Annotated in this window: 27 protein-coding genes, 2 pseudogenes and 1 riboswitch; of the genes and pseudogenes, 23 read left to right on the top strand and 6 right to left on the bottom strand. The window is 42.6% G+C overall.

The features are described from left to right. Positions 1 to 28: 28 nt before the first annotated feature. A complete protein-coding gene (locus DESOR_RS18755) occupies positions 29 to 865 on the top strand; it encodes a DUF364 domain-containing protein (RefSeq protein WP_014186155.1) in 837 nt (278 codons plus the stop codon). Positions 866 to 971: 106 nt separating this feature from the next. Here DESOR_RS18755 and DESOR_RS18750 read toward each other — a convergent pair whose 3' ends face one another. After that, positions 972 to 1,793 (bottom strand): DNA-formamidopyrimidine glycosylase family protein, encoded by an 822-nt coding sequence (locus DESOR_RS18750; protein ID WP_014186154.1) that lies wholly within the window; start codon positions 1,791 to 1,793, stop codon positions 972 to 974. An 86-nt stretch (positions 1,794 to 1,879) separates the two neighbouring features. After that, positions 1,880 to 2,020, bottom strand: coding sequence for a helix-turn-helix domain-containing protein (locus DESOR_RS30860; RefSeq protein WP_148265297.1), 141 nt, complete (start codon positions 2,018 to 2,020; stop codon positions 1,880 to 1,882). Between DESOR_RS30860 and DESOR_RS29020 the strand changes: the two genes are divergently transcribed. The 10 genes and pseudogenes from DESOR_RS29020 (at position 1,954) to DESOR_RS18705 (ending at position 8,566) form a co-directional block, all read left to right on the top strand. Further along, positions 1,954 to 2,298 carry a hypothetical protein gene (locus DESOR_RS29020; RefSeq protein WP_042331413.1) on the top strand — a complete coding sequence of 115 codons (345 nt, stop codon included), beginning with the start codon at positions 1,954 to 1,956 and terminating at the stop codon, positions 2,296 to 2,298. The genes DESOR_RS30860 and DESOR_RS29020 overlap by 67 nt on opposite strands. Positions 2,299 to 2,341: 43 nt before the next feature. Beyond that, positions 2,342 to 2,476 (top strand): annotated as a pseudogene (locus DESOR_RS28280) (cell wall-binding repeat-containing protein); the annotation flags it as partial. A 58-nt stretch (positions 2,477 to 2,534) separates the two neighbouring features. After that, positions 2,535 to 3,353 (top strand): fumarylacetoacetate hydrolase family protein, encoded by an 819-nt coding sequence (locus tag DESOR_RS18740; protein ID WP_014186152.1) that lies wholly within the window; start codon positions 2,535 to 2,537, stop codon positions 3,351 to 3,353. 341 nt (positions 3,354 to 3,694) lie between these two features. Continuing rightward, positions 3,695 to 3,931 carry a hypothetical protein gene (locus DESOR_RS18735; protein ID WP_148265296.1) on the top strand — a complete coding sequence of 79 codons (237 nt, stop codon included), beginning with the start codon at positions 3,695 to 3,697 and terminating at the stop codon, positions 3,929 to 3,931. 173 nt (positions 3,932 to 4,104) lie between these two features. Then, complete coding sequence (locus DESOR_RS18730) at positions 4,105 to 4,506, top strand: helix-turn-helix domain-containing protein (protein ID WP_014186150.1); 402 nt, start codon at positions 4,105 to 4,107, stop codon at positions 4,504 to 4,506. 316 nt (positions 4,507 to 4,822) lie between these two features. Next, positions 4,823 to 5,020: a hypothetical protein gene (locus DESOR_RS18725; protein WP_148265295.1), complete on the top strand. Its 198-nt coding sequence runs from the start codon at positions 4,823 to 4,825 to the stop codon at positions 5,018 to 5,020. A gap of 38 nt (positions 5,021 to 5,058) precedes the next feature. Continuing rightward, positions 5,059 to 5,946, top strand: a complete 888-nt coding sequence (locus DESOR_RS18720) for a LysR family transcriptional regulator (RefSeq protein WP_014186149.1) — start codon at positions 5,059 to 5,061, stop codon at positions 5,944 to 5,946. Between the two features lie 326 nt (positions 5,947 to 6,272). After that, entirely contained in the window at positions 6,273 to 6,647 is a 375-nt protein-coding gene (locus DESOR_RS18715; protein ID WP_014186148.1) for a CidA/LrgA family protein, read from the top strand. Beyond that, positions 6,648 to 7,340 carry an LrgB family protein gene (locus DESOR_RS18710; RefSeq protein WP_014186147.1) on the top strand — a complete coding sequence of 231 codons (693 nt, stop codon included), beginning with the start codon at positions 6,648 to 6,650 and terminating at the stop codon, positions 7,338 to 7,340. 422 nt (positions 7,341 to 7,762) lie between these two features. Next, positions 7,763 to 8,566, top strand: coding sequence for a mechanosensitive ion channel family protein (locus DESOR_RS18705; RefSeq protein ID WP_014186146.1), 804 nt, complete (start codon positions 7,763 to 7,765; stop codon positions 8,564 to 8,566). A 217-nt stretch (positions 8,567 to 8,783) separates the two neighbouring features. Here the strand turns inward: DESOR_RS18705 and DESOR_RS18700 are convergent, their stop codons facing one another. Beyond that, complete coding sequence (locus DESOR_RS18700) at positions 8,784 to 9,203, bottom strand: NAD(P)/FAD-dependent oxidoreductase (RefSeq protein WP_042331409.1); 420 nt, start codon at positions 9,201 to 9,203, stop codon at positions 8,784 to 8,786. Between the two features lie 632 nt (positions 9,204 to 9,835). On the opposite strand from DESOR_RS18700, the gene vanZ-A reads away from it, so the two are divergent. From vanZ-A to DESOR_RS28275, 7 genes are all read left to right on the top strand, one after another. Further along, on the top strand, positions 9,836 to 10,336 hold the full coding sequence (vanZ-A, locus tag DESOR_RS18695; RefSeq protein WP_014186145.1) for a glycopeptide resistance protein VanZ-A: 501 nt from the start codon (positions 9,836 to 9,838) through the stop codon (positions 10,334 to 10,336). Between the two features lie 103 nt (positions 10,337 to 10,439). Further along, positions 10,440 to 11,138 (top strand): VanR-ABDEGLN family response regulator transcription factor, encoded by a 699-nt coding sequence (gene vanR, locus DESOR_RS18690; protein WP_014186144.1) that lies wholly within the window; start codon positions 10,440 to 10,442, stop codon positions 11,136 to 11,138. Further along, positions 11,116 to 12,255 carry a vancomycin resistance histidine kinase VanS gene (gene vanS, locus DESOR_RS18685; RefSeq protein ID WP_427854248.1) on the top strand — a complete coding sequence of 380 codons (1,140 nt, stop codon included), beginning with the start codon at positions 11,116 to 11,118 and terminating at the stop codon, positions 12,253 to 12,255. Before vanR ends, vanS begins: the two co-directional genes overlap by 23 nt. 93 nt (positions 12,256 to 12,348) lie before the next feature. After that, on the top strand, positions 12,349 to 13,323 hold the full coding sequence (locus DESOR_RS18680; RefSeq protein WP_014186142.1) for a D-alanyl-D-alanine carboxypeptidase family protein: 975 nt from the start codon (positions 12,349 to 12,351) through the stop codon (positions 13,321 to 13,323). Positions 13,324 to 13,559: 236 nt separating this feature from the next. Beyond that, positions 13,560 to 13,883, top strand: a complete 324-nt coding sequence (locus DESOR_RS30415; protein ID WP_242832359.1) for a hypothetical protein — start codon at positions 13,560 to 13,562, stop codon at positions 13,881 to 13,883. Continuing rightward, on the top strand, positions 13,880 to 14,086 hold the full coding sequence (locus tag DESOR_RS30410; RefSeq protein WP_242832358.1) for an amidohydrolase family protein: 207 nt from the start codon (positions 13,880 to 13,882) through the stop codon (positions 14,084 to 14,086). The genes DESOR_RS30415 and DESOR_RS30410 overlap by 4 nt, the downstream gene beginning before the upstream one ends. A gap of 15 nt (positions 14,087 to 14,101) precedes the next feature. Then, the gene (locus tag DESOR_RS28275; RefSeq protein WP_014186141.1) at positions 14,102 to 14,266 is read left to right on the top strand and encodes a hypothetical protein; all 165 of its coding nucleotides are present in this window, start codon (positions 14,102 to 14,104) and stop codon (positions 14,264 to 14,266) included. 38 nt (positions 14,267 to 14,304) lie between these two features. Here the strand turns inward: DESOR_RS28275 and DESOR_RS18670 are convergent, their stop codons facing one another. After that, positions 14,305 to 15,294 (bottom strand): DUF4003 family protein, encoded by a 990-nt coding sequence (locus DESOR_RS18670; protein WP_014186140.1) that lies wholly within the window; start codon positions 15,292 to 15,294, stop codon positions 14,305 to 14,307. A 223-nt stretch (positions 15,295 to 15,517) separates the two neighbouring features. Beyond that, positions 15,518 to 16,495: a DMT family transporter gene (locus DESOR_RS18665; RefSeq protein ID WP_014186138.1), complete on the bottom strand. Its 978-nt coding sequence runs from the start codon at positions 16,493 to 16,495 to the stop codon at positions 15,518 to 15,520. 151 nt (positions 16,496 to 16,646) lie between these two features. Continuing rightward, positions 16,647 to 16,797, bottom strand: a riboswitch (FMN riboswitch). 149 nt (positions 16,798 to 16,946) lie between these two features. Between DESOR_RS18665 and rlmD the strand changes: the two genes are divergently transcribed. From rlmD to DESOR_RS27490, 3 genes are all read left to right on the top strand, one after another. Continuing rightward, complete coding sequence (gene rlmD / locus DESOR_RS18660) at positions 16,947 to 18,302, top strand: 23S rRNA (uracil(1939)-C(5))-methyltransferase RlmD (protein ID WP_014186137.1); 1,356 nt, start codon at positions 16,947 to 16,949, stop codon at positions 18,300 to 18,302. 429 nt (positions 18,303 to 18,731) lie between these two features. Then, a complete protein-coding gene (locus tag DESOR_RS18655) occupies positions 18,732 to 19,721 on the top strand; it encodes a nucleotidyltransferase family protein (RefSeq protein WP_014186136.1) in 990 nt (329 codons plus the stop codon). 149 nt (positions 19,722 to 19,870) lie between these two features. Continuing rightward, entirely contained in the window at positions 19,871 to 20,167 is a 297-nt protein-coding gene (locus tag DESOR_RS27490) for a hypothetical protein (protein WP_014186135.1), read from the top strand. A 442-nt stretch (positions 20,168 to 20,609) separates the two neighbouring features. Here the strand turns inward: DESOR_RS27490 and DESOR_RS18645 are convergent. Continuing rightward, positions 20,610 to 20,837: pseudogene (locus tag DESOR_RS18645) on the bottom strand (IS66 family transposase); the annotation flags it as partial. An 895-nt stretch (positions 20,838 to 21,732) separates the two neighbouring features. Between DESOR_RS18645 and DESOR_RS29465 the strand changes: the two are divergent. After that, a complete protein-coding gene (locus DESOR_RS29465) occupies positions 21,733 to 21,903 on the top strand; it encodes a hypothetical protein (RefSeq protein WP_158309052.1) in 171 nt (56 codons plus the stop codon). A gap of 489 nt (positions 21,904 to 22,392) precedes the next feature. After that, a complete protein-coding gene (locus tag DESOR_RS18635) occupies positions 22,393 to 23,400 on the top strand; it encodes an ABC transporter substrate-binding protein (protein WP_014186133.1) in 1,008 nt (335 codons plus the stop codon). Positions 23,401 to 23,444 lie beyond the last annotated feature (44 nt).

The following is a 23,444-nucleotide window of genomic DNA, read 5'->3' as shown; positions in this document are numbered from 1 at the left end:
ATGCACAAAAAACAAAGGAGGGATTAAGGTGTGGGAGTTATATGATGCCCTAATTGGAGGGATACCTGAAGATTATCGGGTAGATGAGCTGGTTTGCGGGTACCACTATACCTATGTCCGCAGCGGAGACGGTTCCGGGGTGTCTGCGGGACGGCCTTATGATCAGCGGATGCCCATGTTCAACAAAAACCTCTTGGGCGCGCCCCTGCGGGAGGTGGCAGCCTGTGTGAAATCATGGAACCTAATGGAGGCTGCTCTGGGCGCCGCAGCCCTGAACGCTTACTATAACAATCCTCAGGTGGCCAGAGCCAACGGTGTGGAATTTTCCGATGCACGGCGCGTGGAAGACCGGCGTTATGATCCCTTTATTATGTCTCAGAACGCGGTTAAGGGAAAAAAGGTTGTGGTAGTGGGGCATTTTCCTTACCTGGAGAATTTGCTGGAACCGGTCTGTGACTTTTCCATTATTGAATGGGACCCCTTAGAGGGGGACTACCCGATGCCGGCCTGTGAGTACTTGCTGCCCGAAGCTGATTATGCCTATCTTACCTGCACGGCCCTGGTGGATAAAACTTTACCAAGGCTTCTGGAACTGACGAGAAATGCTGCCCGGGTCTGCATGGTGGGGCCCGCTACCCCCTTAGCCCCAGTGCTTTTTGATTACGGTATTGATGAGCTGTCTGGGTTTCTCATTAAAGACAATGCTCAAGCTTTCAGGGTGGCGGCCGGGGCAGAACAGGTAAAGATTTTCAGAGTAGGGCAAAAGGTGGCTTTTAAAGCTGAAAGGCAGCAGGATCATGAATTTTGTTATAGTTATCAACAAGACTCTGGATTTACTGAAGATAACCCCTCAGGGTTTCTGTGACCCGGAAAAACAGAGACCGGCTGCCGGGGCTGCTGGCTTATTCACTGAATATAGATTAAGGACCGTGTTGAAACTTTGGTTTCTCCACGGTCCTTAAATTTACTCCTTAGTAAGGTGGCTGACAGGAGGGACAATAATAGATGGACCCTCCCAGGTAAGTCTCTTTCACCAGCTGCCCTTCGCACTGAGGACATCCCAAGGCGAGGGTATTCTTTGACAGTTTTGTACGATATCCGCCGGGTTGCCCGAGGATGTCTTTTTCCGTGTCCCGTCCGCCCAGGTCCGTCATATCCCGTAAAATTGAAATGACAGAGGTAAGGAGATGGTCCTGATCCGAGTCGCTGAACGTACTGAGTTTTCGTTTCGGATAGATTCCGGCGGCAAAAAGGATGTCCTGGAGCACGCCGTTGCCGATACCGGGAAAACGCTGCTGTGTGGCCAGGAAGGCTTTGGCGCTTAGGGTTGGTTTGCACTCTGTTATCATTTTGCGGAAATAAGGTTCAAATTGATGTGAAAAGGGGGAAACGGCCGACTTGCTCTTAAGATAATATTCGTTATCATAAGTGTCGTCATGGAGGATGATGCTGCCATACATAGCAACAGTGAAAACAAGAGCCGTTCCGTCGTCAAATTCTATCAAAAGCTGGTGATTTTTCGGTGCGCCGGCAGAATCTATCAGCCGCGCGTTGACTCCGTCATTGAAGCATAGCCGTTTACCATGATCAAAGGTTACTTCCACATAGATGCCAAAGCCCTCAGCCCCTTGGACGGTACTCCCGCTCATTTGGGCATCATACTCTGACGGATCTCCGGCATACCAACAAAATTTATGTACCTTTGACGGCGGGAGAACGCGGCGTATTTTTTTGCCGGCAATGTGTTTGTTCAGCTGCTTTGCTACCGTGATTGCCTCCGGCAATTCCAGCATGAGCAGCACCTCCTTCGCTTTATCTTAGCTACTGCATAACGTTACTGGCTTCATTTTTTTAGACCTTTGATAATTTCGTGGATGTTTCAATCTGCTTTCATCAAAAAGTCTCTAGGGGATATTTCGAAGTATTGACAGATGTATAAGAATTCTGTCATGGATGGCAGCACTTTTCCAGAAACTATACTATAAATATAGCTGGGGCTGTGCCCTAAATCAATACTCATGCTTCGTTCAGAAATGTTTTTCTGAATTCATCGGACAAAACAATGACGGTTACGGTGAAGGTCTTGAACAGAAGATGAAAAGCAACTCACCTGACCTAGGATACGGAGGTCAGGTAATGAAAAAAATACCCGATGGGGGATATCTTTGCACTGAAAAGACGTCGTACACTGATGGTACGGCGTCTTTTTTTGTTGTTCCAAAAACCTGTTTTTGGAACAACGGTATTGGAGAAACATCAGCATATCGGGTGGGAGAAGAGTTTCCATCTCATTTTTAATGAGGTCTTCACAGATCTACGGTAATTGAATTTACCTTGATAATTGGCGGCAGAAAATATCATCAGGATTGGCGGTGCCGACCGCTATGCCACTTCACTGGCTATCGCACAATACTTCAATTCAGGCAGTCAAGATATTTGTATAGCCACCGGCAATAACTTCCCGGACGCTCTGGCAGAATAAGTGTCTCTGATAACCTTTTTAATTTTCCTATTCTGCATTTGGGGGTATGCCGATGGAACGGTACGTTCGTTTTAAATATGGTAATAATACACGCTTCGGGTTAGTAGAAGGAGAAAAGGTTGCAGAACTTATAGGTGAGGAATTCCCCAATTTTAAAAAGCCCGGAATAACGCATGAACTTTCCTTGCTTAAGCTATTGGCCCCTTGTAACCCTACGAAAGCTGTCTGTGTCGGTCTTAATTATAAGGACACAATCCTTGAGCCGGGAGCTAAATGGCCGGTGGAGCCGTTACTTTTTCTAAAGCCATTCACAAGCCTTATTGCCAACGGAGAGAATATTGTAAAATGGCCGATGACAGATCATCTGAACTTTGAAGCAGAATTGGCCATAGTAATCGGGAAAGAAGCTCATTTTGTCCCGGAAAAAGAAGTCTATCAGTATATCTGGGGATATACTATAGCCAATGATGTCACGGCAAAGGATCTTCAGAAGTCTGACGGACTCTGGGGTCGTTCCAAGTCTTTTGACACATGCCTGCCTTTAGGACCTTGGATAGTCAGCGGCATTGATCCTCAAAACTTAACCATTACTTCCTATTTAAATGGTGAGCAAAAACAAGAAGGAAATACCTGTGATTTAATATTCGGTATCGAATATCTGGTCAGCTTTATATCTCATATCACAACCTTACTTCCAGGAGATATTATTTTGACGGGAACGCCCGGAGGTTACGGTAAGACATTAAACGTAGGTGACAAAGTCGAGATCGAGATCTCCGAGATTGGGAAGCTTACAAATCAATGTGTAGAGTGCAAGGAAGGCTGGAGCATGCCGCCAAGAAATAAGGAGCATATTATGTACTCCCTATAAATATCTAATTTGTTGTCAATTGTTGAGGTGGCAGATATTAAATCGAATATCTTGCCACCATTATTTTTTGTTATGTACAATAATGTAGAATTCTTGTTCTGAATCTAGTAAAGTTTCTACGTCACTGAACATACCATACTAATGAGATACTATCGTGTGAGGATGATGGGGTCTCATATTTATTTGAAGAGTAGGTCTGTATAGCATTTCACTGTGACTAATGCCCTATATTAATTAAAACAATCCCTTTGTATAATTAATAACAATAATTTACCGTAAATAGAGTGAATCTTTGAAATAATACACCCCCCAACGTTATAAATACCATATGCCTAAGGAGGTTGGATAGTTCTCCATATATAGGATTAAAAAGTGAGGTGTTAGAGATGTTGGAATATGTCGTTCAAGGAAAATCGCTAGAAGAAATAAGAACAGAATGGGCGCCTAAGCTTGGGATTTTACCGCAAAATCTTACGATTGAAGTGATAGAAAGATCGGAATATTATCCTCAAAAATTGAAAATTCGTCTGACTTTAAAAGATAATATCCACAAAACCCCCCTTAAACAAGCCAATTAGGAAGAATTTAGTATTTCTTTGCTTTTGGGAGAAAGAATTAGAGCCCCCGCCGGGACTAAATATCTTCGTTAGTTTTTTATATTCTAAATTTATTCAGGATTGGGATAATGATACTCCATTTAAAGCACATACTTCGACAGAATGCCGATACTAGACTTACAGGAGGTTGAGATATGGATATAATTGAACAACAGTTACGTATGGCAAGAGAAACTAAAGGATTGGAGCTGAAAGAGATTGAGGAAATTACCAAAATCCCCAGCAAATACTTGCAAGCTTTGGAAGAGGGAGACTTCTGCGTTCTTCCTGGTGGTGTTTACACGGTAGGTTTTTTACGTTCTTATGCTCGTTTCCTTGATTTAGATGCAGAGAGTATAGTAAATGCTTTTAGATCGGGGATTAATTCAATGAAATTAACAACAAAATTTGATAATACTACAAAAGAAGAAATAATTAAGTCGCGACAAGACCAATCTTTAATCAATATAATATTACAATTGTATAGAGAAGTCGCTACGATATTTAAATTTAGGATAAATAACATGGGGAGTCGCAAAGATAAACTACAAGTATAAACAACAATCTTAAATTGCTGTTGACGTTACTTCAATGACATTCAAAACATAAACATCAACCCACGTGGAGACAGTAGTCTTGATAGAGCGGGAATAGCTTGGTATCAGCTGGCTTCAGGGTTTTGGGGGAATAAGATGGAAGAACCAAATATGAACATTATAACGTCAGGTCCACCCTTGGCGAGGGCCGAATCCCTGTTTGAATTTCGCCGCAGCCCAAAAGTTACGACTTAATGGGAGATTGAAACTGTCACACAGCTATATCTTCTCTTGACACAGCGGCAGGAGGGCGGTCGCACCTTGGTGCGGTTTGCCTGTGATGCGGAATATCCCGGAGCAGCACGGCAGGTCACGTCGAACCTGGAGGACGTATTTTTATGTATCTATCGTGACGAGGTGCTCTGATGGTTCTTTATTGGCTGCAGTTGCTGCAGCAATTCCGGTTACTGATAAATCAAGTTCAGGCGGCAAGGAGCTTGCATCATTTCTGCTTGTTCATTATAATCTGGGGTAAAGATGGGTAGCCTTGGGTAGGGTTTTGGAGGTGTGACCATGGAAATCAAACATTTGGAGTATTTTGTAGAAGTGGCTCACCAGAAGAGTTTCAGCAAGGCTGCGGAAAAATGTCACGTGACCCAATCCACCATCAGCAAGCTGATCAAAGATCTGGAAAGGGAACTGGGTACTCCGCTCTTTAACCGGACCTCCAAATACGTGCAATTGACGGATACCGGGGCAGTCTTTCTAGACCAGGCTCAGGAGATCGTAACCAAGTTTGCCAACCTCACCGGCGAATTTCAAAACCGCCTTAAACTGGAACGGGGCAAAATCTCCATCGGCCTGCTGCCCATTACCGGCACCACCCTGTTTGCTGAATTGCTGGGGGAATTTAAGAAGAAATACCCGCAAATCGGAATCAGTCTTTCCGAGCACGGGTCGAAAAAGGTCATCCTGGATATTCTGGACGGAACCCTGGATGTGGGGGTGGTCTGCAGTGTGCCGGACAGCCGGTATTTTGATTCCTTTGCTTTTGCCGAAGATCCGCTGTATGTTATCGTTTCCGCCCAGAATCCACTTAGCAAAGCGGCATCCCTGGATCTCCGCTCTCTGGCCGGTGAACCTTTTGTCTTATACAGCAGTGAATTCAGCCTGCATGATGAGATTATCAGCAAGTGCAAAAATGAAGGCTTTGCGCCTAACATTATTTTTGAGACTTCCCAGTTTGAACTGATGACCCAGATGGTGGCCGCCGATTTGGGCATCGCCTTCCTGCCGGGGGCCGCCTGCCGAGAACTGGACCCCCGCCGCTTTGTGGTGATCCCGGTGACCAACCCGCAGATAATTCACCAGATGTTCATCATCTGGAAACGGGGGCGGTCCATGTCCCATGCGGCTAATTTATGGCTGCAGTTCGTAACCGGATTCTTTGCCAAAAGTTGACTGGCTCTAAGGAAAAACATATTATTGAAGGTTAGCCGATTGGGTGGTCAGTCAAAAGTATGACGATAATCGGGACCTGGTTGAATGATCAAAACGGATATGAGTATCGGAACAATAATTTATAAGGGTTTTTAAATGTTTGTAAAGAAGGAGCGTTACGCCTGGCGTAAGGCTCCTTTTGTCTGGGGTTCGGTATTCTGATTGTTCAAGTTAAAAAAATTTTTCATATATCTATTACATCCATAGATAGGATGATGACTATCTATTTTACAAATACAAGTTGGGACTATACAATTATTTCTAGAAAGAGAAAGAGGTGATAGTTCATGAGGCAGGGGTTACGTTTTATTGCGCAGATTGCCTTGCTTTGGGCAATCTATCAATTGGGAAACTGGCTGGCGAAGCTAAGCCATCTCCCGGTGCCGGGCAATGTTTTGGGCATGCTGATCCTTTTTTTGCTACTGCTGACGGGGGTGGTTCAGATCCACTGGATCGAGGAAGGAGCGGATTTTTTGCTCAAACATCTAGCCTTTTTCTTTATTCCCATTGCCGTTGGACTGATGCAGTGGATAGGTCTGTTCCGGTTAAGCGGAGCCCAGCTTTTAGTGTCGATCGTTATGGGCACGACAGTATGCGTGGTGGTTATGAATTCAGTGACCAGCTTGCTGGTCCGGCTGCGTGCGCCCAAAGGAGGAGTTTAAATGAATCTGCTGCTAGTGCTTCTGACGATGGCTGTTACTTTAGGTGCTTATATCTTTAGCCGCTTCATTTATAAGCTTTACCCCAACCCGTTGCTGAATGTGGTGTTCCTGAGCACTGCCCTGATCATCGCTGTCTTTTGGCTTTCCGGGGTTACGGTGAGCCAGTATCAGGAGGCCAGGAATATTTTGACCTATCTGTTGGGGCCGGCCACCGTGGCTTTGGCCCTCCCCCTTTACCGGAACCGGGAGATCCTAGGTCGGAATATCCTGCCGGTGCTGGGCGGAATTGCGGTGGGAACCACGGCTAATATCGTCACCACCGTTTGGGTGGCGGAATTTCTGGGGCTGGATAAGCTCATTGTCACATCCTTAGTGCCCAAATCCGTGACCGTGCCCATTGCCGTCAGCGTCTCCGGGATCTTAAACGGCGATCCCACGCTGACCTCGGTTTTCGTGATTGTTACCGGCATGATTGGGACCTTTCTGACGCCCCTTCTGCTCAATCTGTTCAAAGTGCACAACCCGCTGGTGCGCGGGTTGGCCTACGGTACCACGGCTCACGGTCAGGGGACGGCCTCAGCTCTGGCCGAGGGAACGGTGCAGGGATCCATGTCCGGGGTGGCCATGGGCATTGCCGCCATTTATATGTCGATAGCCGCTCCGTTTTTGGTGTATCATGTGTTGAGTTTGTGACGTACAGGTGGAGGAGTATTTAACTGTAGGAAGTAAAAAAGAGCAAAGCGGGGCTGGAAAAGTGTATTTTTCAGCCCCGCTTCTTTGCCACAAATAGCGATTGTATAATAGCAATTAGTCGGCCCTGCCTAATCGAAATGAAGATTGATTCAGAAAAAATCACAGGTTGATTTCCCGCACCCTTTTCGTTGAAAGACTCAACCCCCCTTAGAGAATAGCTTACCTTTCGTTAAAAAAGTAAGGAACTGCTAGAAAGTTAATGGGCTATTTATCTTTAATGAAATTAACAAAATTTTGTTTCTGATAATATGCAGGAAATATATAATTGTTAGAGAATCTTTTAGTTAAAGGAAGTATATAAGAAATACTCAGGAAAGACTGGAAATATTGTTTCAAAAAAACCACCGAAGCGGGGGATTAATATGAGCTTTCAACTTATAAAATCAATTATTATTACGTATTCTGGAAAGGTTTTACTTTCAATTGTCGTCTATCTTTTAGGCCGATTTGCTATTAACAGAATTATTGATCTGTTAAATAAAGCATTTGAACAAAAGAGGGTTGATTTATCTTTACATAAATTTCTCGTATCCATTATAAAAGTTGCTTTACATGTATTACTGATCGTATCGATTGCATCAATGCTAGGTGCTGAGATGACAGCCTTTATTGCTATAATAGGTTCAGCTGGCTTAGCAGTCGGCTTGGCTTTACAAGGCAGTTTGTCAAACTTTGCTGGTGGAATTCTTATTCTGGTTCTGAAACCCTTTAAGACAGGGGATTATATCGAAGCTGCAGGTCATAGCGGGACGGTGGAAGAAATTCAAGTGTTTTATACCTTACTTAATACTCCGGATAATAAAAAGGTGATCATACCTAATTCAAATTTATCGAATAGCAGTACCATCAATTATTCGGCTAACTCAACTAGAAGAGTAGATTTTCAATTTGGAGTTGGTTATGAAGATGATATTAAAAAAGTCAAAGAAGTCTTAAACAGGATTGCCTTAGAACATCCCTTAACTCTGAAGGACCCAGCCCCTCAAGTTCTCTTAAGTGAGTTTGCCGAGAGTTCCATTAATTTTAGTGTGAGAGTCTGGTGTAATAACGAAGACTATTGGACTATATATTGGGATATCATGGAGAAGGTTAAAGTGGTATTTGATAATGAAGGAATTAATATTCCATTTCCTCAAATGGATATTCACATGGTTAATAAGAATTGAATTTTGTTGGTAAAAATCTAAGATAGAAAAAAGTATCCTTCACTACAAGGTGAAGGGTACTTTTGTTTTCTAAACGAAAACTACCTGCTATGAAGATGGTTCCAAAAAGCTTTAGTTATAAGTGAAAAAATCTACCATCCTTTGTTAAATAGTGAAGGTTTCGCCAGTCTGTACTACTCAAAATGCATGAAACTATTTTTGAAGATTGGGGTAGGGTCTAAGGTAACCAGCTGTATCCATGACGAACTTTCCATAAGAAGTATTTTTCGAATCCCCTCTTTGAGACATCATAAAGGGGATTAGGAATCATCACCTCAAATTTACGCGGTTTGAGTAAGCTATTCGAAAGTATAATGACTTCTTTTTTACCAGCGTCCATAATACATAAACCTGGAATTTTGCCCATAGGAACTTCTTTAAGATCCGATTGACCATTGATTAAGCGAGTAATGTTTTCTGCAGCTGCTTTTGCTGTTTCATCTGCTGGGTATCCAGTTTTTGGCATGCCCAGCGGGATGGTAGTTTTAAATGGAACTTGGTAATGAGCTGCAATTCCTACTGCAAATATATTAGGATATTTTTCGTGCTGATAAGTGTCCTTGACAGGAATGTAATTAGCAAATAAAAATTTAAACATGAATTACTAAAGGAAGTTTGTTTCAGGTTTATGCTATTCTGGTCAAGTCTAATCCTTGGTGCATGAATAGTGGCAATCCTAGGCATACCATCCCACAAGATGGAGTGTTTCCGTTATATTTTTTCAACGTGACAGGACTCCATAGTAACGGGAATATGACTAATGAAATATAGCTATTTTTAAGCGTACGATGCACATTGAGACAGTAGTTCTCCTGCAAAGAAAACATATTTTTTTATATTCATATTATCGTGACCAGGGCACGTTGAGATTAATTCGAAGAACATTGATTCATTCACGGTTTATGGAAAATACCTAAAAAATAAGGCATTCATAAGGAAAACTTAAGAAATTTATAAGTACTTATTTAAAGAAAGCCTATCCCATTTCGATAGAATGAAGTTATCGAATCGGATAGGCTTTCGTAATTTCAGAAAGGGGGCTTCTCTCATACGAAAGGAAACTAGATTTTACTTCTACATCAATTTGAAATGTAATACAAAAAGTAAAGGCGATTAGATATAATAAGAAAGGTCTTAACAATAATTATCTTAGGTATACTTTGTATATCAATGACAGAATGCAATTAATCAACTGGAGAAAATTCACAAAAAAGAATTAGAGGAGATTATATGGGGAAAATATTATCTAGAGGATTACTAGCTTTATATTTAGTGATACTAATCTGGTTAGTGTTATTCAAATTACAATACAATATTTTTTCAGTATTTAATTATCATCATAGAAGTCTTAACTTGAATCCATTTGCTCCTTTAAATGTAAATGGAAGAATTAATTTCGGAGAGATGATAGATAATGTTATGATTTTTATACCTTTTGGCTTGCTTTTGAATGTCAATTTCAAAAAAGTTGGATTTATACCTAAGTTTGCTTTAATACTGGTTTTTAGCCTTACTTGCGAATTAATTCAATTTATCTTCGCTATTGGAGCGACAGACATAACAGATGTAATTACAAATACTGTTGGAGGCTTTCTTGGATTAGAATTATATAGCTTGAGCAATAGGTATATTAATAATAAAATATTAGACAGAGTTATTATTTTTGTTGGTACACTTTTGCTCGTATTATTACTCTATTACCGTTTCCATATACTGAGACTAAAATATTAATTAATAAAACCTTAAGGTTTTCATAAGGAATTTATTATAATATAAATTTTTGTTTGCAGTACTATAAAGATGAGTGTTTATCCAGGAAGAAGGGATAGAACTTATGAGCATCAATATTTTAATTGTAGACGATGAGCAGTCCATTGCGGATCTAATTGAAGTTTATTTAAGAAATGAAGGTTTTACAGTATACAAATTTTATAACGGTCAAGATGCGTTCCGGTGTGTTGAGTCGGAACAGTTAGAGCTTGCAATACTTGATGTCATGCTGCCGGATATTGATGGCTTTACGCTCTGCCAGAAAATTAGAGAAAAACATAATTTTCCGGTTATCATGCTGACAGCTAAAGAAGAAGAAATCGATAAAATTACCGGGCTGACATTAGGTGCGGACGACTATATCACTAAACCGTTTCGCCCTTTGGAACTCGTTGCTCGTGTAAAGGCGCAGCTCCGGAGATTTATCAAATATAATACTTCGGAATCAAACCAGGAAGAAGACTTGATTGCCTTTTCCGGCTTAGTATTGGACATGAAGACCCATGAATGTACGCTGGATGAAAAAAGGCTATCTCTCACTCCTACAGAATTTTCTATTCTTTGGGTTCTCAGTTCTAATCGCGGACGGGTGGTCAGTTCGGAAGAATTGTTCCATGAGGTATGGGGAGATAAGTATTTCACCAATAGCAATAATACAGTAATGGTTCATATCAGGCATTTAAGGGAGAAAATGCATGACAGCGCGGAACATCCTAAATATATCAAAACGGTATGGGGGATTGGCTATAAAATTGAAAAGTAAGAGAGATAAAAGAAGGAATGATTATATAAAATTAAAAAGGAAAATATTTTTTCAAATGCTTCTGATTACAGTTGCCGCCACTGTGACTGTTTATCTATTGCGCTATATCCTGCGTGGACGGATCGGAGATCGTATCGTTCTATTTTTGGTCTACGCTTTTCATTTTGAAAATTCGGACGCACTGACAATCTATCAGTTGGTGATTCGCAACAATATGGACATGATCCTTTTTGTTGTAATCCTAATGTTTTTAGTTATCCTTTTTCGATTTTCTGTTTCTTGGTTCACAAAATATTTTGATGAAATCAGCGCTGGAATGGATAAACTTGCTGAGGAATCCGATGCTGAAATTACACTATCACCGGAATTGGACTTTATGGAAAATAAGCTTAATCAGATAAAATACAACTTGGAAATACAAAAGAAAGCCGCACTTGATGCCGAGCAGCGCAAAAATGATTTAGTCGTTTACTTGGCTCATGATATAAAGACACCTCTGACCTCCGTTATAGGATACTTAAGTCTTCTCGATGAAGCTCCTGATATGCCTCCTGAACAGAAGGCAAAATATGTCGGTATTACCTTGGAAAAAGCTTATCGATTAGAGCAGCTTATCAATGAGTTTTTTGAGATCACAAGATTTAATCTTCAAACGATTGTTTTGGATAAAGAAAAAATCAATTTACTGTTCATGCTCCAGCAGATGGCCGATGAATTCTATCCAATACTGGCTCCCCAGGAAAAGCAGGTGTCCGTCAATGTACCTGGCGGCTTAATACTGTGGGGAGATACCGACAAACTGGCTCGTGTGTTCAATAATATTCTGAAAAATGCGATAGCCTATAGCTATGAAAACAACGTCATTGACATTTCTGCTGCACAGCAGGACAAAAATATTGTTATAACGTTTACTAATCAGGGAAATCCAATCCCGCGGGCAAAGCTTGAAACTATTTTTGAAAAGTTTTACCGATTAGATTCTGCACGTTCCACTAACACCGGTGGAGCAGGACTGGGTTTGGCAATCGCCCAAGAAATTGTCAAGGCTCACGATGGCACAATCTCTGTGGAAAGCAATCCGGAAAATACTACATTTACAGTAAAGCTTCCGTTATAAGAAAATCTTAAGAAGTTCATAAGATGGAATTCCAACATAGCTCCTTGTTCTGTGGTTAAGTAATATCAGCACAGAATAAGGAGTTGTTTTATTATGGCACGAAAAGTAAAAAAGAAAATGCCAGGAATACGCGTATTTGTAGCATTTCTGTTGAAGGTTGGAATTGCTGCTTTTGTTTACAAATCCATCATTATTCCAGGATATCAGCACATCTTTGAGAAAGAATATGACGATAAAACCTCGTCATATTCTTCTTTAAAGATAACACCCGATCCCTCTGTTTCTACATCTTCCGATAAGCTGAACAGTCCTAATGCGATTCTGATCCGGTTAATAGATCATACCATCCTGATGCAAAAAAATAGCGAAGAAAAAATCTACCCTGCTTCTTTGACTAAAATGATGACTGCCATTGTGGCGATAGAAAATCTACCTGACCTGAAGGAAGAAATCAAACTAACCAATTCTACGTTTCAGGGGCTGTACGAGGCAGATGCATCAATGGCCGGTTTCCGGCCGGGCGAGCAGGTCATGGCAATCGATCTGTTATACGGAGTAATGCTGCCGAGCGGTGCGGAGTGCTGTATTGCACTTTCTGATCAGATTGCGGGATCAGAGCAGAATTTCGTAAAAATAATGAATCAAAAGGCGGCAGATCTGGGTATGGACAATACCCATTTTGAAAATGCCACTGGACTTCAGAATAAAAACCACTACACAACAGTCAAAGACCTGGCTATACTTCTAAGCTATGCTTTGCAGAATGATACTTTCCGGGAGATTTTTACTTCATCCCGTTATTTCACACAACCCACTAATAAGCACCCTGGAGGGATAACCTTTTACAGTACCATGTTTGAAGACCTCAACAATCAAAACATTATTGATGGGGAAATCTTAGGTGGAAAAACCGGATATACCGATGAGGCCGGTCTATGTCTCGCGAGTCTCGCCAAAGTGGGTAAACAAGAATATATTCTGATTTCAGCTGGTGCAAAAGGAGATCACTATTCGGAACAGTATAATATTACCGATGCCTTAGCTGTATACAACAACATAAGAAAATAATAAGTTCTTTATAAGAATTTATTAAGATTTTGATAAGTGAAAATTCCAACATAGCCAGCCTGATTTCGATAAGAGGAAATTGTCGAATCGGACAGGCTTTAGTTGGAATTTGGCTTCAGGACCGGCTCATAGTGGATAAATTCTTTTTCAAGCAATTCGGTAGCTTCACCCCGGAGATGTCATTGTTTTCCATCGCCAAGCGAGGCCCATTCTTCCGATGATTTTATCAAAAAGCCATGGAAATCGCCAGGGAGAAAAATGATACCGCTATGCTTGTGTGCCCTACTATTGTCGCTGGGGCTTCCACCATAGGGGACAGTGACACGTCTGACTTCGCCAAGGATGAGGGTGTACGCTCAAAATTAAGTGAAGAGTGGTTAAACGCTATCCATAAGCACATCCATTCTTATCCCCAGGGAAAGATGGAATATCTGTTGGAAACTGTGAAGGCATCCCACGATGCGGGTGTGGATATTCGGCTGGGGCCGATTCTTCAACACCTGATGTGGGCGGGATGGTGCCCGGAGCAAGTTTGCACCATGAACTGCAGTTGCGGGTGAAAGCTGGATTGACACCTACTGAGGCGTTAAAAGCGGCCACTTCACTTCCTGCCCGCCGTTTTGGACTTATTGACCGCGGCCGGATTGTGAACGGTGCCCGGGCCGACTTGCTGTTAGTGAAGGACGACCCCACATCAAATGTTTCAGATACCTTATTTATCCAGCCGGTTTGGCGGCAAGGTGTTCGCTTAACGACAATTTAAGGAGGGAATATACATGTGTTTTTTATAGATGTACATCATCATGTGATTGGAAAAAATAATTCTAATGCAGCTTCTTTGCCGCCCTGGGATATGAAAATCGATGAGGAAGCCATGAAAGGGATGGGGATAACAGGAGCATTGCTTTCGCTGCCTGTGTCAGCAAGTCCTGAAGTGACCTGACAAATGAATAACTTTTTGGCACAATTTGTTGCTTATAATTAATTTGATGATGTGGCGCTGCCCGCTGCTGCTGAGCTTGCCGCTACTGCAGCATATATAGCGGCCTCCTGAGCTACGATCAGTGAAATTGTACCATTCACCGCTGCGGTCTGCATAGCCTCTTCATTTAGGTAATCCCTCTGCGTCACAATTCCGGCGTACATCAGCCTTTGCTTACGGGTAATGTTGCTGAAAAATCCGAAGCCTTTCTGCTGTGACAGCCAATCATCAATTTCATCAATTTCCTGAACGATCTCATCCGAATTGCCGCCAGACATTGCCAAGACACCCAGCGTGGACAGCTCATAGTTCGTTCCGTACTTATGTCCCGCCGCTTTCAGTTTTTCAAAAAGCTCCATCGTTTTTTCGCACTTCGTATCAGCACGGCTGTCACAGAGCGCCAACACATGGCTGAGTGACTGAACAGCATTGGAGGAAAAGAAATTTGGCTTCAAGTTATGATAGCATTGCTCAGCATCTTCAATCATCATATCATCTGTCTTCTCTGATAGAGCCATGAGCGCACAAAATGTGCTGTCTTCACCGGATGTCAGAAAGGGATGCTCTTTCTTCATCCGGTCATAGATTGTCCGTGTTCTTGATGCAATTTCCTCATACTGGGATGGTTGAGCCATCTGTGCAATGATCATTGCAGTTAGCGGTAAATAGCTAGATGTCCAGAAGTCTTTCTTCAGTAGCTGATACACCAACAGACCATTTTCCAACGTCTGTTTCGGATTACTGCTGGTTGCCAGCATCGCAGTAATTGGCGACCGGGCGGTGCTGCGAAAGTTAGAGAATATGCCAACTTTCTGTTTGAGCAGGTTCTTGCAATCTTCTAATACCAACTCATCTACAGCCTTGCCCTTTGCTGTAAAGATGCCGGCACAGGCAAGATTAAGCAATCCGTTATCCCAAGAGAAAACGGATTTAACCCGATTCCGGTTTTCTATCAATTGTTCGCAGTTTCTGCGGGTTTGTTCTTTCATATTGATCTCCTCCATTTCACATGCTTTTCTAAGGTTATCTTCATCTGCTTAATTGACAGCATTTTTGCCATATACAGCTTCGATTACATTATATCCTTCCCTTTCACGACTATCAAAGCAGTTGAGGGGGCGACTAAAATATGTTATTAAAAAAGTTGAGGTAAGTATTAAACCTACCTCAACTTGTGTCAGATAAAAAGTTACACAGATAAGATGGAATCGATTATTTGCTGGCCAAATCGGCTTGTTGAGGAGATGATGATTCAAGGGACAGCTCCAATTTATCTGGTTTGTTGTTCATTCTGGATAACTGCAGTACAGCCAGCCAGACAATGGTAAAGCCAATCCATTGCCCAAGGTCAATGGTCTGGTGTAAGATTAGCCAGTTAAGAAGCAAGCCTGTTGCAGGGAAGGCAAGTTCAGCAATAGTGGCATGAGAAGCTTTCACTCCATCTAACCCATGGTAGTAAAGCAATAGACTTATAAGGCTTGGCACGAGGGTTTGAAATAGGAGGTTAGCCCAAACGGGTGCCAAACTAAGGGCTTTACCCATACTCTGCCAGTCTGGGTGTTGTGCTAATACCATAACGGTCAACAAGGGCAGAGCAACAGCAAAGCGAAGAGCAGTTAGAGTAGTAAAAGATACTTTGCCCGCTAAGTGTTTGCCCATAACGGTGGATCCTCCCCAAAGTGCAGCGGCTCCGATGGCAAACAATGATCCAATGAGCTGTGAAGTACTCCCGGCAGCTGAAGGAATGTGCAGTCCGAAGGTGAGCAAGTAGGCACCGATGAGTGCAGCAATGAATAATTTCCAGTAGTTTTTCCGCAAACGCTCCTTTAGTATTAATGTGGCGAGGAGTACAGCAAATAGAGGCTGGATTTTTTGTAAGATGAGCACAACGTTAGGATTGCCGTAAGTAAATCCGGCTGTAAACAAGACTGAGGCTAAAGCTGATCCTCCCCAGCCTATGAATAGGACTGCCAACCAGTCATTAAGTTTTAGCTGCTTGAGTTCATGGCGTTTCCGGAGAAGCACCGGGAAAGCGAAGAAAAATAGTAATACGTGTTCCATCCAGACAATCTCAGAGGATGTCAGATTGTGCAGCAGTGAAACGATAAAGACACCATCAAGTCCCCACATAGCAGCTCCAAGGGCGATCCACCAGATACCCAATGAAGATGGCTGTTTGTTTTGAATCAAGTTCGAACCCTCCATATCCTAATACTGTATTTGAATTGAACCTTCTCATGTCAAAAGAAAGAGAGTTATTAACATGAAAAAGACCTCGTAAATAATTTCTTTTACGAGGCGTCTAAGAGGAACTAGGGAAGCAGTTTGCCAAACCCCTAGTTTTTACCTTCTCTCGTCCGGACTATACCGTCGGCCTTGGAATTTCACCAAGTCAGTCAATGCAACATTAATAGCTGCACCGAGTCGCGGGCTGAATTGCACGGGCAATCATCACCGCCGGTAAGGAATTTCACCTTGCCCCGAAGGTTCATATTCAGATAAGAAAAGTATAACAGAATTTTGTGTTTCTGGGTACTTTAATTTTTTATCATGTCCCTAGGGCTTTGCAGTGGGTATGCTGTTGGACAGGAGGGACACCTTAGTTTACAATGAACTGGAATAGGTTTGGGAGGAAAAATTTGTGAAATCAAAGTATCCGGTTAATAAGAAAAGCAGCGCTGCCGGCGTTAATAATAATGTTATTAAATTGGAAGGCCTCCGTCTTTCCTCAGAGGGGGTGGCTGTTGGCTATCATGAGGGCAAAGCTACCTTTGTGCCTGGCTTGCTGCCTGGAGAAATCGGTCAGGTTCAGATTGTGGAAGTGAAGAAGAACTGGCAGCGGGGAAAATTGCTGGAGATCCTGAAAGCATCCCCAGACAGGATCAAACCACCTTGCAGCGTATTTAATGTTTGCGGCGGCTGTCAGCTGCAGCACCTGAAGTATGAGCAGACTTTGGTCTGGAAGAAGCAGTGGGTGGCAGACGCTCTGGCCAGGATCGGTAAAATATCCCTGGATAGTGTAACGATACATCCAACCATTGGGATGGATTATTATCCCTGGCGCTACCGCAATAAGGCCCGGCTGCACTGGGAAGAACAGGGGAGCCTGGGCTATTACCAGGAAAAAAGCAAAGCGACGGTTCCCTTTGAGGATTGTCTTTTGATCAGTGAAGAGATGAATGGCTGGGTCCGGGAAGTGGAAGAATTTCTGGGCGAACAGGATAAGGAATCTTACCCTTCGCTGACCTCCATTACTTTTCGGGAAAATTCCCGGGGGGAAGGGATGTTAATAATGGATGCTCTGCCGGAGGCGTCTTTGGCCGATACCCCTCTGCTGCCGGGTGCACAGAGGTTGGGAGAATGTCTTGGTTTAATCCGCTGGGTTTGGGGTATTAACAGTTCAGGAGTGCCGGTGCGCCTGGCCGGTCAAGGGGATTTCGACGAGGATGTGCTGGGAGCGGAGTTCAAGATCTCACCTTTGGCGTTTTTGCAAGTCAATCCCAGCCAGACCCACAGGCTTTATTATACTGTGTTGGATTGGGCGAAGCTTTCAACGGAGAAAGTGGTTTGGGATCTTTACTGCGGAATCGGGACGATTACTTTAGCTTTAGCAGGCAAAGCTAAGAAGGTTTGGGGAATCGAAGAAAATCCTTACGCAGTGGCAGATGCTCAGGAAAATGCCAGGCGAAACGCAATTGATAATGTGGAGTTTATTGCCGGAAAAGTAGAGGATACTTTCAGGCAAATAAGTGACAGCCCGGATATTGTGGTTCTCGATCCGCCCCGGGCCGGAGCACATAAGAGAGTGCTGGAGAGACTGCTGGAATTGGGACCGGATCAGATTATTTATGTCTCCTGTGATCCAGGGACGCTGGCACGGGACCTGGGGATACTGCAGAGCGGGGGATACCGGGTGGCCGAGTTGCAGCCGGTGGATATGTTTCCCTGGACGGTGCACGTTGAGACGGTTGTCTTGATGTCAAGGGTTGAGAAGTGAGTCCGTGAAAAGCCTTGAAACATTTATGGGTTCAAAGCCACTGTCTGAAAATCGTGAAATTATTGCTTTGAGGGAACATGTCAAAATAGGCATAAACCCTTGCGAGAGAGCGATTTAGATGTCGGCGCTTAGCGAGTGGTCAGGATAGATGTTGGGTGTTCGTGAGTGGTCGATTTGGATGTTTTTTGGATTTTAACGGGGTTGTGTGGTCAGGTTGGATAACATGTAAATCAACGCCTTTTTTCTTAGGGTTTGCAGGTCAAAAATGTGCTTAAATGCAATTTAGACCACTTATCATCAGAACGAGAAGTTCATAAGGCGAAGGTGATAGTATGGAAAAATATAAACCAAAACTTAAAGTGATAGTAATCCATTAGGAAAGGAAGGAAAGTGCTTCTGTGAAAAATTGAACAGAGGCAGAAAATTATAATGAAAAAATTAAATGATTATTTATACTCAGGCGATACAGTTCTTAAGATATTACAGAGATATGCTGAGGATTTGAAACAGTCGGCGAAAGAAACTCATAATCAGATTGATCTTTTGCACTGTAATTTTCTACTTCAAATTGCGGAACTTTTGCAGCACAACGAATTCCTGACTTCGCAGTCTCAGCGGATTCGGGAATTCTATAAACTTATGGCAAATGAATATCCTTTTCTTGCCTTTACTTTTAAGGGCCGAATTAAATCTCTGATACGCGCGGAAGCAAAATTTAACGGATACATCGTAGAATATATTTACGAGTATTATATTAAACATGGCAATTACCCGTCTCTTCCTGAACTGAAAAACTATTTAAACTGTTTTCGGGACCTAATTGCATACAGAATCGTGATTTCTCTTCCCAAATGTCATTTAAAAGAAGGTGAGATTTGCGCGGATGAAGAAAATAAATATCTATATGATGTTGCCAACAAGTTGCTTGGTTTCCTTGAGGAACGCGGATTTACCGCAGAACTGTCTTCATTTATGGGTCAGAAAAAATCGCCCTTGTTAAGAGAGAGCGTAAGCCCATACTATAGAGATTACGTTGCAAATCCAGAGTCTAGTGGCTATAGTTCGCTGCATATAACATTTTATGATAACATTGCCCGTTGTTATGTGGAGGTACAACTTCGTACAAAAGAAATGGACGATTTTGCTGAAATTGGTCCTGCCAATCATTTAGGTTACGAAAAGCGACAGGAAAGTGAAAGAGTTAAACGAGATGCAATTCCCAAAGGAGAAAATATTTATTTTGATGATGCTTATGAAAGAGGTATCATGTTGCAGCAGCTTGAATTATCAAAATTGGATGTAAATATGTTTTCGGCAGTGAATAATTCCCTTATTAACGATGGTTGTGGCCTCTACCGTGGAAGACTTATTCTTCCGTACGAGCATCTTTCAAGATTCCAAAATGACCTTATTGATTAATTAATTGCTGAACAATTTAGACTACTTATCATCAGAACGAGAAGTTCATAAGGCGAAGGTGATACTATGGAAAATGAAAAACCAAAATCTAGAGTAATAGTAATCCCTCCTGCCAGGTAGTGATAATATTAGATTCATATGTGCGATTTATGGCCAGGTTTAATATCGACAAAGATGAGATGTATCAATTTGGAATAACTGAAACCATTCTGCCTCCAATAGATTTGGTTGCACAAAATTGGGAGGAAGTTAAAAAAAGGATATTCAATAATACGAATGTTAAAAAGGATGCTACTAATAGTGTTGAACCTCAAAAAATCATTTCACGGTTAACCGGATACAAGCGAAATACGAATCTGTTTAATTATCAAGTGTCTCATATTTTCGGAAAGACAAAAAATATTTTTCTTTTTGAAGCACCATGGAATATCGCACTCGTTCCATAATTAATTGATCCTTTTACTGGACATGAAACTAAAGGTGTTTGGCCGATAGAATACCAAGAAAAATTCTTTTCTTACTCGAGTGGAATTTATAAAGAATTTATTGAAGAGTATAATCAACTTATTAGTGCCGTTAATATTTCAGAAGGAATAAATGCACAAAAAACAACAGGACTTTCTTATGGAGAAATATTACAGATTCTTGAGGAAAAGAAACTTGGTCTGAAATAGTTTTAGTTGTTTTGGTGACATCAATATCACTATCTCAACCGTATGATTGAAATTTATGCTGTGCATAGAAAATGGTATTTATATGAACATGCTAGAAATGGCTATTTTACGGGCTTTTAGCGGGTTTTGAAATAGGATTTTGACATCAATTTCGGTGCCTCGCCCTTAGCCCCCCCTATCACACGTTGAGACGATAATAATTAAATAAGATCACAATAATCGTCATCCTAATAGCTGAAGCTTTAGCTCCCTCCACCGAATCGGAAAACAAAGAGTTCTTCCTTGTGATTGCCACGGGCTTCACGGCAATTTCAGATAAATTATTGGATAAGGGAATACTCCCCTCCAGCAAGAAGTTGGTAAAGTATTTCTTGTGGTTCAGGGTATAATTCAAGGCTTTCCTAAGATTTTCTTGCTTCGTCCTTGTCGTTTCCGCCCACGCTTGGGATAATATGTCTGCCACACTCCTTACAGCTTCTTCCATCTACCCGGGGGTCATCCTTAGAAACAACTTCCACAGGGCACCAAGCTCTCCACCTTTATCGAGAGGAAGCGATCAATATGGCAGCAACCGCAATACATACTATGCCAGATTGTCCAATTGCGTTAAAAGCTAAGGTCCCCTTCACTTTGAGGGGGCTTTTTTGATAATAGACTGGACATTATGGGTTCCTGGACGTTAGGAGTGAGAGGCTGCTTGATCACGAAAAAAACGCCGGCAATTTGCCGACATTTTGTCACGCTTTACTGGACAGGGTCATAGTGTAGTGGAGAGCGTCATAAACATCTTTGGTTGTAGTATTGATAATTGTGATATCCCGTTTTTCCTCAATCAGAACCCTGGCGTGGTCGAGCCAGGGTTCTGCTTTTTTAAGGTTAATTCAGTTGGCATTGTCTACGAATTGCCTACCGCGATGGTATTACTGTATTATAAGTAATTATAAGTAGGAATGACGTGCTATTAGTAAATCTTTTTAAGATACGGTGCAAGTTGAGACAGTAGTTCTCCTGCAAAGAAAACACACCCTCTAAATGTAGCGTTAAGATAGTGATGACAACACTATATATGGTGTTTTTGCGCAAAAAAGACATGTTCCCTTGGACAGGAAGATTAGTCCGAGGGAACCAATTCCCTGGCCGTGGGACGAAAAGTGATCTTAATCGGCTGCGCGATCCATCACCTGACGGCCGGCTACGGCGGCGGCGCTCCCGCCTATTTCAACTAGATCGATTCGCTCCGCTGTGGTACGCTGGATGCAGATCTTCGCAGGGATTTCACGATTGCCGGCTATATTTTCTACGCTTCCTGCGAGTCCATGGCCAAAGTCGAAGTCCTGATGCTTACCCGTATCCCGGCGGAAACACTGGACGGCATGGGCGTGCGGTTCTTTGCCGACATCGACGATCTTCTTCGGGAAGCGGACTTTAATGACAAAGATGTCTATGTTATGCCCTACGGCGGATATACAGTTTCTTATCTAAAAGACGCTAAAACTACGGAGAATTAACCTTGCCAAATAAGTTTTTCAGAAACTTATGCATAATTTTTTTTTAGGGAATAACAAATTTTATGTAATTCGTGGGATAAATCAGTAAAAAATTCTTGACAAACCATTAAGGGAATGCTATCGTGAATTCAAACCATTGATGTAGAGATCAAACCGTAAGCGCACTTACAGAGAGTCGGCGGGGCTGGAAGTCCGGCAGAAAGCGGAACGGCAAATGGGCTACGGAGGGCGCACTGAACAAAAGCTTAAGTTTTTCAGTAGGGTGCGACGCAATGCCTGCGTTATGAGGCACAGAGTATGTTAGTACTCTTTTGAGTTGGGTAATATCATTTTATTACCAAACAAGGTGGCACCGCAGACGAACAGTCTGTCCTTGATTGCGGATTATCCGTATCAGGACAGACTTTTTTATTTGTTTGAACCTGTGTGGCGGGAAAAGAGTACCAGCAACAAAAGATAATACAGAAGAAAAGAAAGAGAGGAAAAAACATGAAAAAAATGAGTACCGTTCTCCTTACCATTCTCCTGGGTATCAGCCTTCTGCTGGTTGCTACCGGCTGCGGCACGGGCACGACTCCAAGCAATACTGCAAACGGCAATACCGCAGCCAAGGTCACGCAGGTCGGGATTATTCAGCTTGCCGATAACGGCGCCTTTACTGATATGCGTGAGGGTTTTATCAACAAAATGCGTTCTCTTGGTTACTCGGAAGACAAAATGGTTTTCGACTACAAAAGCGCCAACGGCGACACGGGTACGCTCAATTCCATCTGTCAAACTATGGTTGATCAGAAAAAAGACTTTATTGTCACGATCGGAACCCCTGCTACTCAGGCCATCGTCAATATGGACAGCGGCATCCCGGTATTTTTTATCTCGGTTTCCAATCCTGTGGCAGCCGGCGTCATCACTGATATGAAAACGCCGGATAAAAACGCCACCGGTACTTCCAACGCGATTCCCGTCGATGAGATGTTTAAGCTTTCCGATAAGCTGACGCCCGGTCGCCACACGTACGGCCTGATTTATAACACAGGCGAGGTCAATTCCGTGAGCACGATTAAAAGCGCCAAGAAGTATATGGATAACAACGGGTTAAAGTATAAAGAAGCCATTGTCACTTCTTCCTCTGAAGTGCAGCAGGCGGCCGAGTCCCTGGTCGGTAAAGTTGACGCCTTTTTTATCCCCAATGACAGTATGGTGCAAAGCGCGATGCCCCAGGTCGCTGAAATCGCTAAAAACGCCAAGATTCCGGTGTACGGTAGCTCCGCGGTCATGGTGCAATCCGGCGCCTTTGCCACAATCAGTATCGACGATTCCACGATCGGTGCTATTACGGCCAGTATGGCGGATCAATTTATGAAAGGCACCGCTATTGCCAAGATTCCAGCGATCACGGTTTCCAATTTTACCACCGTTATCAACAAGACCACCGCGGACGCCATCGGCGTGACTGTTCCGCAGGATGAGCTGGCTAAAGCAAAGGTCATTCAATAACCTACCCGTAATAACCCATCCGGTCGGGCGGATGCCACAATTTT

The organism is Desulfosporosinus orientis DSM 765, assembly GCF_000235605.1.
Taxonomy (GTDB): Bacteria; Bacillota; Desulfitobacteriia; order Desulfitobacteriales; family Desulfitobacteriaceae; genus Desulfosporosinus; species Desulfosporosinus orientis.
This window is presented reverse-complemented; position numbering and strand designations above follow the sequence as displayed.